This window comes from Streptomyces fildesensis (assembly GCF_016107395.1).
Lineage (GTDB): Bacteria > Actinomycetota > Actinomycetes > Streptomycetales > Streptomycetaceae > Actinacidiphila > Actinacidiphila fildesensis.
In genome coordinates this window covers 43,023-56,558 of record NZ_JAAIKO010000036.1, presented here as the reverse complement: position 1 = coordinate 56,558, position 13,536 = coordinate 43,023, and the positions used below count along the sequence as shown (strand labels likewise).

15 protein-coding genes and 1 pseudogene are annotated in these 13,536 nt (G+C 70.2%); 9 read left to right on the top strand and 7 right to left on the bottom strand.

The annotated features are described in order from the left end of the window. Positions 1-113 precede the first annotated feature (113 nt). Positions 114-998, bottom strand: a complete 885-nt coding sequence (locus C6N31_RS32135; protein ID WP_198358797.1) for an aminoglycoside phosphotransferase family protein — start codon at positions 996-998, stop codon at positions 114-116. A 519-nt stretch (positions 999-1,517) separates the two neighbouring features. Here C6N31_RS32135 and C6N31_RS46195 point away from each other — a divergent pair. The 4 genes and pseudogenes from C6N31_RS46195 to C6N31_RS32120 all read left to right on the top strand — a co-directional run bounded on the left by C6N31_RS46195 (position 1,518) and on the right by C6N31_RS32120 (position 3,521). Further along, the gene (locus tag C6N31_RS46195; protein ID WP_244809700.1) at positions 1,518-1,688 is read left to right on the top strand and encodes an alcohol dehydrogenase catalytic domain-containing protein; all 171 of its coding nucleotides are present in this window, start codon (positions 1,518-1,520) and stop codon (positions 1,686-1,688) included. Between the two features lie 110 nt (positions 1,689-1,798). After that, positions 1,799-2,110: pseudogene (locus C6N31_RS46190) on the top strand (zinc-binding dehydrogenase); the annotation flags it as partial. Beyond that, positions 2,102-2,671 carry a TetR/AcrR family transcriptional regulator gene (locus tag C6N31_RS32125; RefSeq protein ID WP_381586654.1) on the top strand — a complete coding sequence of 190 codons (570 nt, stop codon included), beginning with the start codon at positions 2,102-2,104 and terminating at the stop codon, positions 2,669-2,671. The pseudogene C6N31_RS46190 and the gene C6N31_RS32125, both read left to right, overlap by 9 nt. Before the next feature lie 193 nt (positions 2,672-2,864). Continuing rightward, entirely contained in the window at positions 2,865-3,521 is a 657-nt protein-coding gene (locus C6N31_RS32120; RefSeq protein ID WP_138352039.1) for an SCO2207 family protein, read from the top strand. Positions 3,522-3,821: 300 nt separating this feature from the next. Here the strand turns inward: C6N31_RS32120 and C6N31_RS32115 are convergent, their stop codons facing one another. Further along, positions 3,822-5,144, bottom strand: coding sequence for an MFS transporter (locus C6N31_RS32115; RefSeq protein WP_138352038.1), 1,323 nt, complete (start codon positions 5,142-5,144; stop codon positions 3,822-3,824). 74 nt (positions 5,145-5,218) lie between these two features. On the opposite strand from C6N31_RS32115, the gene C6N31_RS32110 reads away from it, so the two are divergent. The 3 genes from C6N31_RS32110 (at position 5,219) to C6N31_RS32100 (ending at position 7,509) form a co-directional block, all read left to right on the top strand. Next, positions 5,219-5,716, top strand: a complete 498-nt coding sequence (locus C6N31_RS32110) for an ArsR/SmtB family transcription factor (protein ID WP_138352037.1) — start codon at positions 5,219-5,221, stop codon at positions 5,714-5,716. A 240-nt stretch (positions 5,717-5,956) separates the two neighbouring features. Continuing rightward, positions 5,957-6,832, top strand: coding sequence for an NmrA family NAD(P)-binding protein (locus tag C6N31_RS32105; protein ID WP_138352104.1), 876 nt, complete (start codon positions 5,957-5,959; stop codon positions 6,830-6,832). Positions 6,833-6,912: 80 nt separating this feature from the next. Continuing rightward, positions 6,913-7,509 (top strand): NUDIX hydrolase, encoded by a 597-nt coding sequence (locus tag C6N31_RS32100; protein ID WP_138352036.1) that lies wholly within the window; start codon positions 6,913-6,915, stop codon positions 7,507-7,509. Here the strand turns inward: C6N31_RS32100 and C6N31_RS32095 are convergent. From C6N31_RS32095 to C6N31_RS32075, 5 genes are all read right to left on the bottom strand, one after another. Beyond that, positions 7,487-8,632, bottom strand: a complete 1,146-nt coding sequence (locus C6N31_RS32095) for an RNA polymerase sigma factor (RefSeq protein ID WP_138352103.1) — start codon at positions 8,630-8,632, stop codon at positions 7,487-7,489. The genes C6N31_RS32100 and C6N31_RS32095 overlap by 23 nt on opposite strands. An 8-nt stretch (positions 8,633-8,640) precedes the next feature. Next, on the bottom strand, positions 8,641-9,051 hold the full coding sequence (locus tag C6N31_RS32090; RefSeq protein ID WP_138352035.1) for a YciI family protein: 411 nt from the start codon (positions 9,049-9,051) through the stop codon (positions 8,641-8,643). Positions 9,052-9,294: 243 nt separating this feature from the next. Beyond that, positions 9,295-9,489, bottom strand: coding sequence for a DUF1918 domain-containing protein (locus C6N31_RS32085; RefSeq protein ID WP_138352034.1), 195 nt, complete (start codon positions 9,487-9,489; stop codon positions 9,295-9,297). Positions 9,490-9,688: 199 nt separating this feature from the next. Further along, positions 9,689-10,543 (bottom strand): ABC transporter permease subunit, encoded by an 855-nt coding sequence (locus tag C6N31_RS32080; RefSeq protein WP_138352033.1) that lies wholly within the window; start codon positions 10,541-10,543, stop codon positions 9,689-9,691. Further along, a complete protein-coding gene (locus tag C6N31_RS32075) occupies positions 10,540-11,460 on the bottom strand; it encodes an ABC transporter ATP-binding protein (protein ID WP_187145177.1) in 921 nt (306 codons plus the stop codon). The genes C6N31_RS32080 and C6N31_RS32075 overlap by 4 nt, the downstream gene beginning before the upstream one ends. A 207-nt stretch (positions 11,461-11,667) precedes the next feature. On the opposite strand from C6N31_RS32075, the gene C6N31_RS32070 reads away from it, so the two are divergent. Both C6N31_RS32070 and C6N31_RS32065 read left to right on the top strand, forming a co-directional pair. Next, positions 11,668-12,843, top strand: coding sequence for a sensor histidine kinase (locus C6N31_RS32070; protein ID WP_138352031.1), 1,176 nt, complete (start codon positions 11,668-11,670; stop codon positions 12,841-12,843). Then, the gene (locus C6N31_RS32065) at positions 12,840-13,502 is read left to right on the top strand and encodes a response regulator (protein WP_138352030.1); all 663 of its coding nucleotides are present in this window, start codon (positions 12,840-12,842) and stop codon (positions 13,500-13,502) included. Before C6N31_RS32070 ends, C6N31_RS32065 begins: the two co-directional genes overlap by 4 nt. Positions 13,503-13,536 lie beyond the last annotated feature (34 nt).

The window sequence follows — 13,536 nt, the reverse complement described above, 5'->3', positions numbered from 1 at the left end:
CTCCCGGAGATCCCGGCGACAGCGTGGTTCGTTGGAGAATGCGACGGTGCGGTGCAGACGGCGTCGGGGCGCGCTGAGGGCAGCGATGTCGTGCGCGGGAAGGTGGTCGGCGGCTATGCGGAGGTCGCGAGGATCTCCCGGATGACGTGTCGGGCGTTGGCTGAAATGATCGGATTGGTCGTCCGGTAGTAGGGCAGTTGGATGACTGCCATGGAGAGCGCCCAGCCCCGGCTGCGAGCCCAGGTCGCGTCGTCCACGTCCACCGTTTCGCGATACACCCGCCGCGCGGAGGCGGGCAGCAGGTTCCAGGCGGGGATGAGGTCGGTGGCCGGTTCGCCCATGCCCACGGTGCCGAAGTCGATGACTGCCGAGACGCGGTCGCCGGCGAGCAGCAGATTGCTCGGCATGAGGTCGGAGTGCGTCCAGCAGGCCGCGCCAGTCCACAGCGGTGCCGCGAGTGCCTTCTCCCAGGCCGCGGCGATCTCGTCGGCGTCGAAGGGTTCGTCGGTGCGGCGCAGCGCCTCGATCGCCGCCCGCATCTCTTGGTCTTCGGCGATCAGCGGTTCGCCCCGGTGCGCGGGCGGGCCGTCGGGGAGATCGATCGTGCGAATGGCGACTGCGAACTCCGCGAGGGAGCGGGCCACGAGCTCGGGCTCGGCCAGGTCACCTTCGGCCGGGTTACGGCCGTCGATCCACCGGTGTACCGCCCAGGGCAGGGGGTATCCCTCGCCCGGGGTGCCGGTCGCCACTACTTCCGGGATCGGCAGTGGCAGCAGCGGTGCCAGCCGGGGGAGTAGCCGCGCCTCCATCGCGATGGCCTCGCCGCCGCCGGGGCGCAGTGGCAGCCGTACGGTCAGGTCCTCACCGAGCCGGTAGATGGCATTGACGGTGCCTCCGGAGGCGAGTCGGGTGATCGGCAGGTCCGCCCACTGGGGGAACTGCGCACGCAGCAGGCGCCGAACCAGGTCGGCGTCGGTCTCCGCTTCGTCCGCGTGCATCGTGCCCATGCCCCTACCAGATCTCTCGGTTCCTACCAGGATCGTTCCCCGCCAGGATCATCGTATTGCGGGCGTCATGAGCGCGAACCGCAGATGTTTGTGCTCCCCATCTGCTCCCCAGGCCCCGTCGACTCCTCCAGGTGCCGTCAGCACGCCGCCGCTTGCTCATCAGTCAGAGACTCCAACGGCACGTGGCGGCCGGCCGCCTCCGGCCGGACAGCTCAACGGATCTCCCTGAACCTCCACAGCAAGACCCGCGGGAGCAGCGGTAACCGTGGGAAAACCGGAGATCCGAGCCCGGGTTGCCACGGGCAGGACGATCACAGGAGGACATGCCGTGCGGGCAATCGGATGCGAAGTCAACGGCGGGCCCGAGGTTCTGCGCACCATCGAGGTGCCGACCCCGGAAGCCGGCCCTTGAGAAGTGCTCGTCCGCGTGGCCTACGCAGGAGTGAACTACGCCGAAGTGCAGCACCGCCTCGGTGACTTCGGCCCGCCGACCCGCTCGACATCCCCGGTATGGAGGCGTCCGGGCACATAGCCGCGGTCGGCGCGGGTGTCACCGGACTCGCCGTCGGGGACCCCGTCGCCGTGTACCTTCCCGAAGGCGGGGGCTACGCCGAATACGCGGTCGCCCCAGCCCGCTTCGCCTTTCCGCTGAGCACGCCTGCGGGAGCGAGATCGACCTGAAGACCGCAGGCGGAGCCGCACTCGTCCTGCCCACGGCCTACGGCATTCTCGCCGAGGCGGCGCGGCTCCGCGCCGGCGACTCCGTCCTGGTCCGTGCGGCGGCAGGAGGCGTGGGTTCCGTCGCCGCCCAGATCGCACGTGCCCTCGGCGCGGCCACGGTGTACGGCACGGTCAGCAGCATCGACAAGGCCGAGTACGCGAAGCGTCGCGGCTACGACGCGGTGTTCCGGCGCGACGGCTTTCCCGACGCGGTGCGGGACACGACCGGCGGGCGGGGCGTGGACGTGATTCTCGATCCGGTCGGCGGACCCACGCGCCTGGCCAGCCTGGCCAGCCTGGACACACTGGCTCCCTTCGGTCGCGTCGCCGTCTACGGTGAAGCCGCTCGCCACTCCGACCTGAACCTGCCGATCCTGGGGCTGTGGAAGAACAATCGCGCTCTGACGGGCTACAACATCGGTGACGTCTCCCGTTGGGCCCCCGACCTCCTGCGCACGCACGCTCCGGCAGCACTCGAACTTGTCGCCGTGGGAACCGGCACCCTCTACCGCAACTTCCCGACCCGGGAGGCACTGATCGAGGCGGCGTACCGCAATGAAGTGGCCCGGCTGTGCGACGCCGTCCCTGGTCGCCTCTCGGAGATGTCGCCGCCCGAGGCTCTGCGTGCGTGGACCCGCCGCTTCATCGACTACGCGACTGCCAAGTTCGGCATGGCGGACGCCCTGCGAGCCGTCGTCGCCTCGGGAACCAATCCCTGTGCCGACAGTCACGAGATGATGCAAGCCGCCCTGACCGCCCTCATGGACGCCGGCACTGCTGCCGGAGCGATCCGGGCCGACATCAGCCCGACCGACATGTTCGCTGCCCTCGCCGGCATCGCCCTCACCTCGGCCAGGCCCGAGCAGCGAGAGCAGGCCGAACGCCTCCTCGACCTCACCCTGGACGGACTGAAACCCGTGCAACCGCCGCTCCCCGAGAACTGACCGAGGAACCGGGAGGAAGCCAGCGGCCTCGCCGCCCGAAGGTCGTAGGGGCGCGCCGTTGTGTGAGCGCATTCGCATCGGGGGCACCACAACCTTAAGGAAAGTTAAGGAAGTTGTGGTGAGTCGGCTGAGAAGAACCGGAACCGCTACTCGTACTTAGCGTCACACGGAACCGACCCCACAGGAGTCCCACGTGTCACGCAAGAAGACGCTCACCACGAAGAAGAAGATCGCTCTGCTCATCGGGACCGCCGTAGCGATCGGCGGTACGGCAGTGGTGATGACCGGCACCAGCCAGGCATCGGGTGTCTGCGACGGGCTGACCACCGCCCTCCAGAACAACGAGCAGTTCATCGCAGGTCAGCGCGCCCAACCCGATGCCCAGTCCGAGGCGCGCATCGCCAACCGGCAGGCCGTCATCCAGCAGATCAACCGCATGCAGGCGGCTTCCGGGTGCGAGGTCACAGGAGGCGGCGAAGCTGCCGCGCCGCCGGCCCAGGAGCAGCCGCCGGCGGAGGCGCAGCCTCCGGCCGCGGAAGAGCCGCCCGCCGAGGAACAGCCTTCCGGCGCTGACCAGGCCGGTGGTGACCAGACCAACGTGGGTGACGTCGTCTGCGTCGGATCGACGGTGACCCTCTCCGGTGAGGGTGGCGTCCCCGCCGCATCCAGCAATCAGTTCCCGGTCGGCACCACGCTCAAGGTGACCAACCTCGACAACCAGAAGTCGACGACCATCAAGGTCGCTTCCACGTCCGGCAGTTGCGCCCTGCTCAACAACGCGGCCTTCGAGCAGGTCCGCGAGCCCGGCAAGTTCCTCATCCGTAAGGCCCGGATCGAGCGCGTCGGCTGACCTGGACGGATCTCAGGGCGTGCCGTTCCTCCGTCCACAGCCAGTACGGGCTACGGGTTATGGGCATTTCGGCCGAAGGAAATGTTCCCCGGAGGAGCGGCCGCGCCGGACCGGATATTCGGCGGCTCGTGCTGCTGAACGGAGATCGACCCGGTCCCGGTGATGGACGTCGTCGAGGACAGCTCGACGTTCGCCAGCTCTCACATCCTGGCGCCGTGGATACCGGAGGGCGACCACAGGTCATCGGCGCACCGGGCGGCGGCCGCGCTGGTGGTGCCGAGACAGGTACTCACCTTCTCCTCAGGGCTTGCTCGGCACCAACGAGCCGGCGGCAGTGCCACCCTCGGTCGCCGGCTCCTCCCCGTAGGACGGCAGTTCGCGCATGCGGCGCAGCGGTGACAGGAAGACGGGCAGGAAGGTGAGCGACTGGCCGATCGCTCCGGCCAGCAGCGTGCCGCGGACGCCGATCGTCGAGCCGAGCAGGCCGCCGAGCAGCGCCCCGAAGGGCATCGTGCCCCAGACCAGGAACCGCATCGTCGCGTTCATCCGGCCGAGCAGCCCCGGCGGGCACAGCGCTTGCCGGAAGCTGACCTGGTTGATGTTGTAGACCACGATGCCCATCCACATCGCGATCTGCGCGACCGCGAGCAGCCCCACCGTCCAGTCACGCTGTACGAACGGGGTGACCAGCGCGCAGGGTCCGGCGACCGTGCTCGCGATCCAGATGGCCGGGCCCTGGCCGACCTTCGCGGCGAACCGTCCGGCCACCAGCGCGCCGATCAGGCCGCCGACCGCCGCGGTCGAGGTGAGCAGGCCGATGACTCCCGGCGAGAGCCGCAGTTGGCGGGCGAGGAACACGTAGAAGGCGGCGGAGATCACCGAGCCGAACAGGTTGGCCGAGCTGGTGCACATGGCGATGGCGCGGAGCATCCGGTTGCTGAGCACGAACCGCAGGCCGTCGCGGATCTCGCGGAGCAAGTGGGCGTCGGGGCTGCGCTCGGGGCGCGGTGGCCGGACCTTGATCCGGGTCACCCACGCGGCCGACCACAGAAAGCTCACCGCGTCGACGAGTACCGCGTACGGCGCTGTGAGCGCCTGGATCAGCGCGCCGCCGAGGCTCGGGCCTGCGATGTGACTGACCGATTCGCTGGCCTGGAGCTTCGCGTTGCCCTCGACCAGCAGCTCCCGGTCGACCAGTTGGGGCAGGTAGGACTGGTAGGCCACGTCGAAGAAGACCGTGCAGACCCCGGTGGTGAGCGCGACCACGTACAGCTGCTCGATCGTCAGCACCCCGAGGAGCTGTGCCACCGGGACCCAGGCCAGGACGGCGGCCCGGAGCAGGTCGTTGACGATCAGTACCGAGCGGAAGCGCATCCGCTCCACCCACGCGCCGGCCGGCAGGCCCACCACGACGAACGCCGCGGTCTCGCACGCCGTCAGCACCCCGACCTGCCAGGTGCTGGCGTGCAGCGCCAGGATGGCGACCAACGGAAGGGCCAACTGGCTGACCATCGTCCCGAACTGACTGACGGTCTCGCCGGCCCACAGCCGGCGGAAGTCGGCGTGCCGCCACAGTCCGCCCCGGTTGGGCGGCCGGCCGGGACTGGTCTCGGGAGCGGTCATGGGGACCACCTTGAAAGAAGTGATTGAGGTTTGTCAATCACTTATTCTTCCGGCGTCTCAGTAGGATGTCGACCATGACCGAACGCCGGCCGGCCACCGACGAGGAGGCGAAGGCGCTCGCTTCCGCCCTCCGCCTGCGCATCCTGCGCATCTGCCTCGGCGGGGCGCGCACCAACAAGGAGATCGCGGCGATTCTCGGCCGCGATCCCGCCAGCGTGCTGCACCACACCAGGACGTTGGTGCGCACCGGTTTCCTGGAGGCCCAGGAGGAGCGGCGCGGCGCGCGCGGCGCGCGGGAGATCCCGTATCTGGCGACGCAGAAGTCCTGGCGGCTCGATGCGGCCGCGCAGGACGGGTCGATGCTCGACGCGTTCCTGGAGGAGCTGGCCCTGGCCCCCGCGGCCGACGTCGACAGCACCCGGCTGGGGCTGCGCCTGCCGCCGGCGGAGATGGAGCAGTTCCAGGCCCGGCTCCACGCACTCCTCGACGAGTTCGCCGGCCGCCCGGACGACCCGACCGCGCCCGCCTGGTCGCTCTTCGTGGTGCTGCACCCTGACCCGAACCGGCCCTGAACAAGGGCCGTCACCCGCGTCCTATCAGCCGAGCCCGGTTGGGCGCGTATGGCCGCACTTTCGCCCCGAGGTTCCGAACGCCGGTCATGGATGCGCGTCTGGCGGGCAGGCTCCCACCGCTGGAGGTCCGTGTGCGCAAGGGGCCGGTTCGCGGGTGCGGGCTTGCCCCGTGAGGCGACTGCGGTCACACGGAGCTGAGTGTATCGATCGCAATTTTTTGTGCAGGAAAGGGGCATTTCGATGAGCATCGTGGTCACCACACCGACCGGACACGTGGGATCGCGCGTGGTGCGGTTACTGCTGCAGGCGGGCGTTCGTCCGCGCGTTCTGGTCCGTGACCCTGCCCGCCTGGATGAGGAGACCCGAGCGCGGGTCGACGTGCGCCAGGGTGATCTGACGGACGCCGGGTTCGTCCGTGAGGCGGTGGCGGGCGCGCGTTCGGTGTTGTGGGTGGATCCCACTCCTCACGCGGTGGAGGATCCGATCGAGGTCTCGGTGCGCACCGCGACGCCGTTGGTGGAGGCCGCCCAGGTGGGTGATGTGGCGCGGGTGGTGCTGCTGAGCAGTATCGGGGCGGAGAAGCGGCACGGGGCCGGACACATCGACGCCCTGGCCGCGATCGAGGAACAACTCGATGCCACCGGAGCGGATGTACTGCATCTGCGGTGCGCGTACTTCTTCACCAACCTGCTGCTCGACCTCGAAGGGCTCTCGAAGGGCGTTCTGACCACGGCGTTCGACCCCGACCACCCGATGCCGTGGGTCGATCCGCGCGACATCGGCGACGTGATCGCGGCCCGGCTGCTCACCGACACATGGCAGGGCCGGGTGGTGCAGGCCGTTCACGGGCCGGAGGACCTCACCTTCAACCAGGTCGCACAGATCCTCACCGAGGCGCTCGGGCACCCGGTCCACATCAACCCCGTCACCGACGACGCGGCGCGGGACGCGATGCGCTCGGCCGGCCTGCCTCCGTCGGCGGTGGAGGGCATCGTGGGGATGGCCGCCGGATCACGCGACCTGGTGCCGGAGCAGCCCCGCGACCTGGTCACCACGACCCCCACCCAGCTCAACGGTTGGGCCTATGCCCAGCTGCGTCCGCTGCTGGAAGGGTGACAGAGGTGACGAACGCCAGCGCGGTCGATCAAGGCTGTGGAACGCTTCGCGAAGCGGGACTGCCTGCCCGGAGGTGAGAAGTGAGCGCGGGGGAGCGGCACACCGAGCCACTCGACGTCCACCTGATCCTGCGCCGCGACAGAGAGGGCGGGCCGGAGGTGCTGCTGTCCCGCAGGGCCGGGACGGTGTACGCGGCCGGACTCTGGCACCTCCCGTCAGGCCACCTGGACGGACCGCACGAGGACGTCGTCACCGCGCTGATCCGCGAGTCGGAGGAGGAGACCGGTGTACTCATCGATCCTGTCGACGTCCGCGCCACCGTCACCGTGCACCACCGCAGCCCCGGCGGGAGCGCCCGCATCGGCCTCTTCTTCGAAGTCCGGCGCTGGCAGGGAACACCCCGGGTCAGGGAACCCGCCGTGTGCGACGCGATGGACTGGTACCCGTTCGATGCCCTGGCGGCGCCGATGGTGGCCTACTGCCGGGCCGGCCTCGACGCCTATCGGATGGGCGGCGGACTTGCCGTCCACTTCCAGCAGCCTGGCGACCCGATCGCGTACGACGCGGCGGCCGACCGGCTGCACGTGATCCCCCGAGCCGGCGACGTAGGCGCAGCGCTGCCCGGGCCGGCGGGGCGAATCCGAGGCCGACCCGTCAGTCCCGCCGGTGGGTGTTGAGCCGGGCGGCCTGGCGCGTCAGATGGTCCCGCTCGGCGAGGTTGGGTGCCTTGAGGGCCGCCTCGGCGTACAGCCGTGCCGCGGTTGTCAGATCGCCGTCGCGCTCATGGAGGTAGGCCGCCACCGCGGTGTGGCGGGGCAGGGAGTCGTCCAGTGCGACGAGCGCCGCCAGGCCGGCGCGCGGTCCGTCGGCCTCGCCGACGGCCACCGCGCGGTTGAGCCGGACGATCGGGCTGTCGGTCAGGCGCGCGAGTTCGTCGTACCACTCGACGATCTGCACCCAGTCGGTCTCCTCGGCGGTGGGCGCGTCGGCGTGGAGCGCCGCGATGGCCGCCTGGGCCTGGAACTCGCCCAGCCGGTCGCGGACGAGGGCCGCCTGCAGGATCGCGACGCCTTCGGCGATCGACCGGGTGTCCCACCGGCCGCGGTCCTGCTCGGCGAGCGGTACCAGGCTGCCGTCGGGCGCGGTCCGGGCGGCGCTCCGGGCGTGGTGGAGCAACATGAGGGCGAGCAGTCCCGCCACCTCGGGGTGGTCGATCGCGGCGGCGAGCTGCCGGGTGAGCCGGATGGCTTCCGCGGCGAGGTCGACGTCGCCGGAGTAGCCCTCGTTGAAGACCAGGTAGAGGACGCGCAGCACGGTGGCGACGTCGCCGGGCTGGTCGAACCGCACGCCGGAGACGGTGCGCTTGGCCCGGCTGATGCGCTGAGCCATGGTCGCCTCGGGCACCAGGTAGGCCTGGGCGATCTGGCGGGTGGTCAGCCCGCCGACGGCGCGCAGCGTGAGCGCGACCGCCGACGACGGCGTGAGCGAGGGGTGGGCGCACAGGAAGTAGAGCTGGAGCGTGTCGTCCACCGCGGGTGCGGGTCCCGGCGCCGGTTCCTCGTCGACGACGTCCTCACGCCGCCGGCGGGCGGCGTCCGCCCGCGTCGCGTCGAGGAACCGGTGCCAGGCCGCGGTGATCAGCCAGCCCTTCGGGTCCCGCGGCGGGTCGGCCGGCCAGACGCTCATGGCCTTGACCAGCGCGTCCTGCACGGCGTCCTCGGCCGCCGCGAAATCTGCTCCGCGGCGGACGAGGATCCCGAGCACGCTCGGTGTGAGGCTCCGGAGCAGGGCCTCGTCCATCGTTGTGGTCACTCCGTGATGGTGTGCTGCTCGGCGCTCATGAACGGGCGCAGTTCCAGCCACTCGTGGATCGGCTTCCCGCCCGCGCCAGGCTCGGCCGACAGTTCCCCGGCCAGCTCGACGGCGCGCTCGTAGCTGTCGACGTCGATCACCATCCACCCCGCGATGAGGTCCTTCGTCTCGGCGAACGGGCCGTCGGTGACCGGCGGGCGCCCCTCGCCGTCGTAGCGGACCCACGCTCCCTCGGGGGCGAGCGCCTGGCTGTCGACGAACTCGCCGGTCTTCACCAGCCGAGCCGCGAAGTCCTTCATGTACTGCACGTGTGCCGAGATCTCCTCGGGCGTCCACTGGTCCATGGGCACGTCGTTGACCGACGCCGGGGCGCCTCGGTAGTGCTTCAGCAGCAGGTACTTGGCCATCGTGGTTCTCCTCGGTACTGGTGCGACCATTGTGGTCGCCTTCACCGCGGGGACGGAGCCGGACACAGGATCTCGACATCGCCGGCCGATCTTTTCTAGCTCGCGTGGATGGGCCGGGGTGAGCCGCTGCATGTACTGACCCTCGGGCATGGGCGGCGGCCATCCGTGAGCGCTCGGGGACATGCGAGAAAGGGCCCGCCGGTGACGGGCCCCTCGGGGTGGTGCGGCGTGAATCGGGCAGGCTCAGTCGGACGACTCTTGATGGTCGACCATGGTGTCGGGCCCGGGGGTCATGATGGTTTCATGGCCGTTCTCGGCCCTCACCCGGTAGGGCGGCGTTCCGTCCGGGCCGAGTACCTCGACGATCTCGACGACTCGGTCGTGCTGGCCTACGACGCGCCCGTGCATGACGAGGCGGTCCCCTTTTGAGGCGTGCATCGTTGCTCTCCTCTCTGCTCAATGACACTGCAAGATGAAGTTACGCCATGCATGCGAAGAGTAGCTCTTTGTGCGCGGGGAGCCGCCTGCGGAGAGCTTCGAGGCCTTGCCCCTGTGCCACTGGGGCCCCTGCGCCACTCGGGTCCTGTGGCACCGGGACCCTGCCCCACCGGCCGGTCCGCGTGCCCCGGCGGTACGGTCACACGTCGCGGTGTCGCACGGCGGTCACCGCGAGGACGACTGCGATCAGCGGCCAGAGCGCGTACACGGTCCAGGAACCGGGGACTGTGGCGCTGTAGGCGAGGGAGTGCGGATCCGGGGGCCAGTTCTGGACCAGGCGCTTCCAGGCGGTGACCGGCATCGCGTGGCTGACGGCGGCGGACCAGTGGGCGCTCTGCGAGAAGATCGGAGGCAGCATCAGGAGCGTGAAGACGCTGGTGACCACGGTGGCGGCGCTGTGCCGGATCAGGGCGCCGAAGCCGAGGCCGATCAGTGCGCAGACCGGGGCCAGCAGCGCGGATGCGGCCAGCGCCCGGAATACACCCGGGTGAGTGAGGGGGACCCCGGCGTGGTTCGTGTTCAGGATGGCTTGGGAGACCAGGAAACCACCGGTGGAGATGACCGTACCGACCGCGGTCCAGAGCGCGGCGGTGACGACCGTCTTGGCCAGCACCACCGTGCCGCGGGCCGGTACGGCCATGGTGGTGGTGCGGATGAGGCCGCTGCTGTATTCGCTCACGACGGTGAGGGCACCGATGCTTCCGGCGACGAGCATCAGCGTCATGTAGCCGGCCGGCGGGAACGCGTCGAACACCATGAACCCCTGGTCGGTCCTGGCCGCCGGGCTCATTTTCTTCAGGGTGTTGTTCTCCGCCAGGGCGGCGACGGCGGCGGACCCGATGACGAACAGGGTGGTGAGTGCGAGCGTCCACGGGGTCGAGCGCAGGGACCGTATTTTGATCCACTCGGAGGCGAGCAGGTCGCGGAAGTGGGCGGGCGGCTCGGCGAGGGGTGCGGCCGAGGTGGTCGGGGGGACGGTGGTGAGTGTGGTCATCGGGGCTGTCCTGCCAGGTATTCGACGCTGTCGGCGGTGAGTTCCATGAAGGCCTCCTCCAGCGAGGCGGTCCGGGTGGTCAGCTCGTTCAGCAGGATCCGGTTGTCGAAGGCGAGTGCCCCGATCCGGTCCGCCGGCAACCCGGTCACGGCGAGCTTGTCGGCGTCCGGTGCGCCCTCCACCTCGACCGACGCGCCTGCGGCGGTCAGTACCGCCGCCAGCTCGGCGGTGCGCGGGGTGCTCACCACGACGCTGAGGCGGGTGCTGCGGGCCGCGAAGTCCCGTACCGACTCGGCAGCGATGAGCCGGCCCCGGCCGACGACGACGAGTTGGTCGGCGGTGTTCTCCATCTCCGACATCAGGTGGCTGGAGAGGAAGACCGTGCGGCCTTCGGCGGCCAGGCGCCGGAAGAGGCGGCGCATCCAGAGCACGCCCTCCGGGTCCATACCGTTGACCGGCTCGTCGAACATCAACACCGGTGGGTCGCCGAGGAGGGCGGTGGCGATCCCCAGTCGCTGCTTCATGCCGAGCGAGAACCCGCCGATGCGGCGGGTCGCCACGTCGGCCAGCCCCACTTCCTGCAGCACGTTGTCCACCCGGCGCAGCGGGATGCCGTTGCTGCGGGCGATGGCGGACAGGTGGGCCACCGCGCTGCGTCCACCGTGGACCTGGCCGGCGTCGAGGAGGGCACCGACGTGCCGCAGTCCGCGCGAGTGGCTGCGGAAGGGGACGCCGCTGACGGTGGCGGTGCCGCCGGTCGGCGCGTCCAGGCCGAGGATGATCCGCAGGGTGGTGGTCTTGCCCGCTCCGTTGGGGCCGAGAAACCCGGTCACCTGACCAGGCCGCACGGCGAAGGACAGTTGGTCGACGGCGGTCTTGCCGCCGTAGCGCTTGGTGAGTTCGTTGACTTCGATCACAGGAGCAACCCTGCCGGGACACCCACCCCCGGTCATGCGGCCAGGGACGGCAATCGCACGGCCGGTTCCACCCAGGGACGTACGTCCACGGGCCAATGCCGGGCGGGCGGCGACAGGTTAATGTCGCGGCATGGACGCCATACCGACCACCCTGTTGTCCGTGTGCCTTGCGCATCGCGGTCTCCCTGTCGACCGAGCACACCGCCGATGACGAGAACGAAGGCCATGGCCTGGGTGGGGGGCGTCCTCTACGTCCTGGTGGTGGGTCTGCTGATCGGGGGTGCGAGCCAGGCTTCGGGCACGCTCCACGCTGTCGGTGCGATGCTGGCCGTGAGCCTGCTCGTCGGGGTGCTGCGACGGATGCCGCTGCCGGCTCTGGCCATGGCGCTCGTCGGATCCACCGCCGTGGTGGTGGGCACTCCGAGCTCCGTCCATGTGAACCGGGCCGTGGGATACCAGGGCCAGTTCCTGTCGTATCTGGCGGTGGACCTCGTCCTGGGCTTCATCGTCGCCACCTGCACCCGGCGAGCTGCGATCGCAGGCGTGGCCGTGTCGTTCGCCGTGCAGCTCCTGGTCATCGGCGGCTTCGCTCACGGCGACAACGTGACCGTCAACGTCGTGATCGCCCTCCTGGCGATGGCCGCAGCCTGCACGGTCGGTCTGCTCAGTCGCGAGCGCCGCGAGCACGCGGTGGCGCTGCGTTCGCAGGAAGTGGCCGAGGCCGTGACCGCCGAACGGCTGCGGATTGCACGGGAACTGCACGACATGGTCGCACACAGCATCGCCATCATCGCCATCCAGGCCGGCGCGGGAAGCCAGGTCGTCCAGACCCGGCCCGCGGAGGCCGGTGAGGCGCTGCGGGCCATCGAGGCCACCAGCAGAGAGACCTTGTCGGGCCTGCGGCGCACCCTGGTGGCGCTCCGTCAGGCCGACCTCGACGCGGCGGCCTCGGGGCAGGCACCGCTCGCGCCCTCACAGGGTCTGGCAGACATCGAACGGCTGGCAGCGGCCACAGCCGAGGCGGGGGTGCGTGTCGACGTGCACCGCAGTGGGGCACAGCGTTCCTTGCCGGCTGACATCGACCTGTCCGCCTACCGTATCGTCCAGGAGTCGCTGACCAACGTGGTCCGCCACGCGGGCATCGGACGTTGCCGGGTGCTCATCGACTACGGGGACGAGGAGCTGTCCGTGGAGGTCGTCGACGACGGGCGCGGCACCGCTACGAACGGCTCGGCCCACGGCTTCGGCATCGTGGGCATGCGGGAGCGGGCCGGCCTGCTGCGCGGTCACCTCAGCGCCGGGCCGCGTCCCGAAGGCGGCTTCCGGGTGACGGCCCGGCTGCCGCTGCCCGAACTTGTCGCCGCCCCCGTGGAGGCCCGATGACCGTTCGCGTCGTACTCGCCGACGACCAGCCGCTGGTGCGGTCCGGTCTGCGCATGATCATGGCCGATCATCCCGACCTGGCGGTCGTCGGCGAAGCCGCCACCGGCATCGAGGCGGTCCAACTGGTGCGGGACATCAGCCCCGACGTCGTGGTGATGGACATCCGGATGCCGGGCATGGACGGCATCGAGGCCACTCGCCTGATCACCGCCGGCCCGGCAACGACCCGGGTCCTCGTCCTGACCACCTTCGACGAGGACGACCTCGTCTACGGCGCGCTCCGGGCCGGCGCGAGCGGCTTCGTGGTGAAGGACATGGCGCTGAACGACATCCTCGCGGCGATCCGCGTGGTCGCCGCCGGCGATGCGCTGATCGCGCCAGGTGTGACACGCCGACTGATCGCCGACTTCGTCGGGCGCCCCGGTACCGCCCCGAAGCGCTCCCCACGACCCGTCGAGGGCATCACCGAGCGGGAACGGGAGGTCCTGACCCTCATCGGACTCGGCCGGACGAACCACGAGATCGCGGACGATCTCTTCATCACGGTGGCCACCGCCAAGTCGCACGTATCACGACTGATGGCCAAACTGGGCGCCCGGGACCGGGTTCAACTCGTGATCACGGCATACGAGATGGAGCTCGTCCTGCTGCCTCATTGAGTGCATCCCCAGGGCCTCGGGGCGGGTCGCTGCT

Coding starts and splice junctions, on each gene's coding strand:
- C6N31_RS32135 (WP_198358797.1), bottom strand. CDS start 998: ATGCACGCGGACGAAGCGGAGACCGACGCCGACCTGGTTCGGCGCCTG.
- C6N31_RS46195 (WP_244809700.1), top strand. CDS start 1,518: ATGGAGGCGTCCGGGCACATAGCCGCGGTCGGCGCGGGTGTCACCGGA.
- C6N31_RS32115 (WP_138352038.1), bottom strand. CDS start 5,144: ATGACCGCTCCCGAGACCAGTCCCGGCCGGCCGCCCAACCGGGGCGGA.
- C6N31_RS32110 (WP_138352037.1), top strand. CDS start 5,219: ATGACCGAACGCCGGCCGGCCACCGACGAGGAGGCGAAGGCGCTCGCT.
- C6N31_RS32105 (WP_138352104.1), top strand. CDS start 5,957: ATGAGCATCGTGGTCACCACACCGACCGGACACGTGGGATCGCGCGTG.
- C6N31_RS32095 (WP_138352103.1), bottom strand. CDS start 8,632: ATGGACGAGGCCCTGCTCCGGAGCCTCACACCGAGCGTGCTCGGGATC.
- C6N31_RS32090 (WP_138352035.1), bottom strand. CDS start 9,051: ATGGCCAAGTACCTGCTGCTGAAGCACTACCGAGGCGCCCCGGCGTCG.
- C6N31_RS32085 (WP_138352034.1), bottom strand. CDS start 9,489: ATGCACGCCTCAAAAGGGGACCGCCTCGTCATGCACGGGCGCGTCGTA.
- C6N31_RS32080 (WP_138352033.1), bottom strand. CDS start 10,543: ATGACCACACTCACCACCGTCCCCCCGACCACCTCGGCCGCACCCCTC.
- C6N31_RS32070 (WP_138352031.1), top strand. CDS start 11,668: ATGACGAGAACGAAGGCCATGGCCTGGGTGGGGGGCGTCCTCTACGTC.
- C6N31_RS32065 (WP_138352030.1), top strand. CDS start 12,840: ATGACCGTTCGCGTCGTACTCGCCGACGACCAGCCGCTGGTGCGGTCC.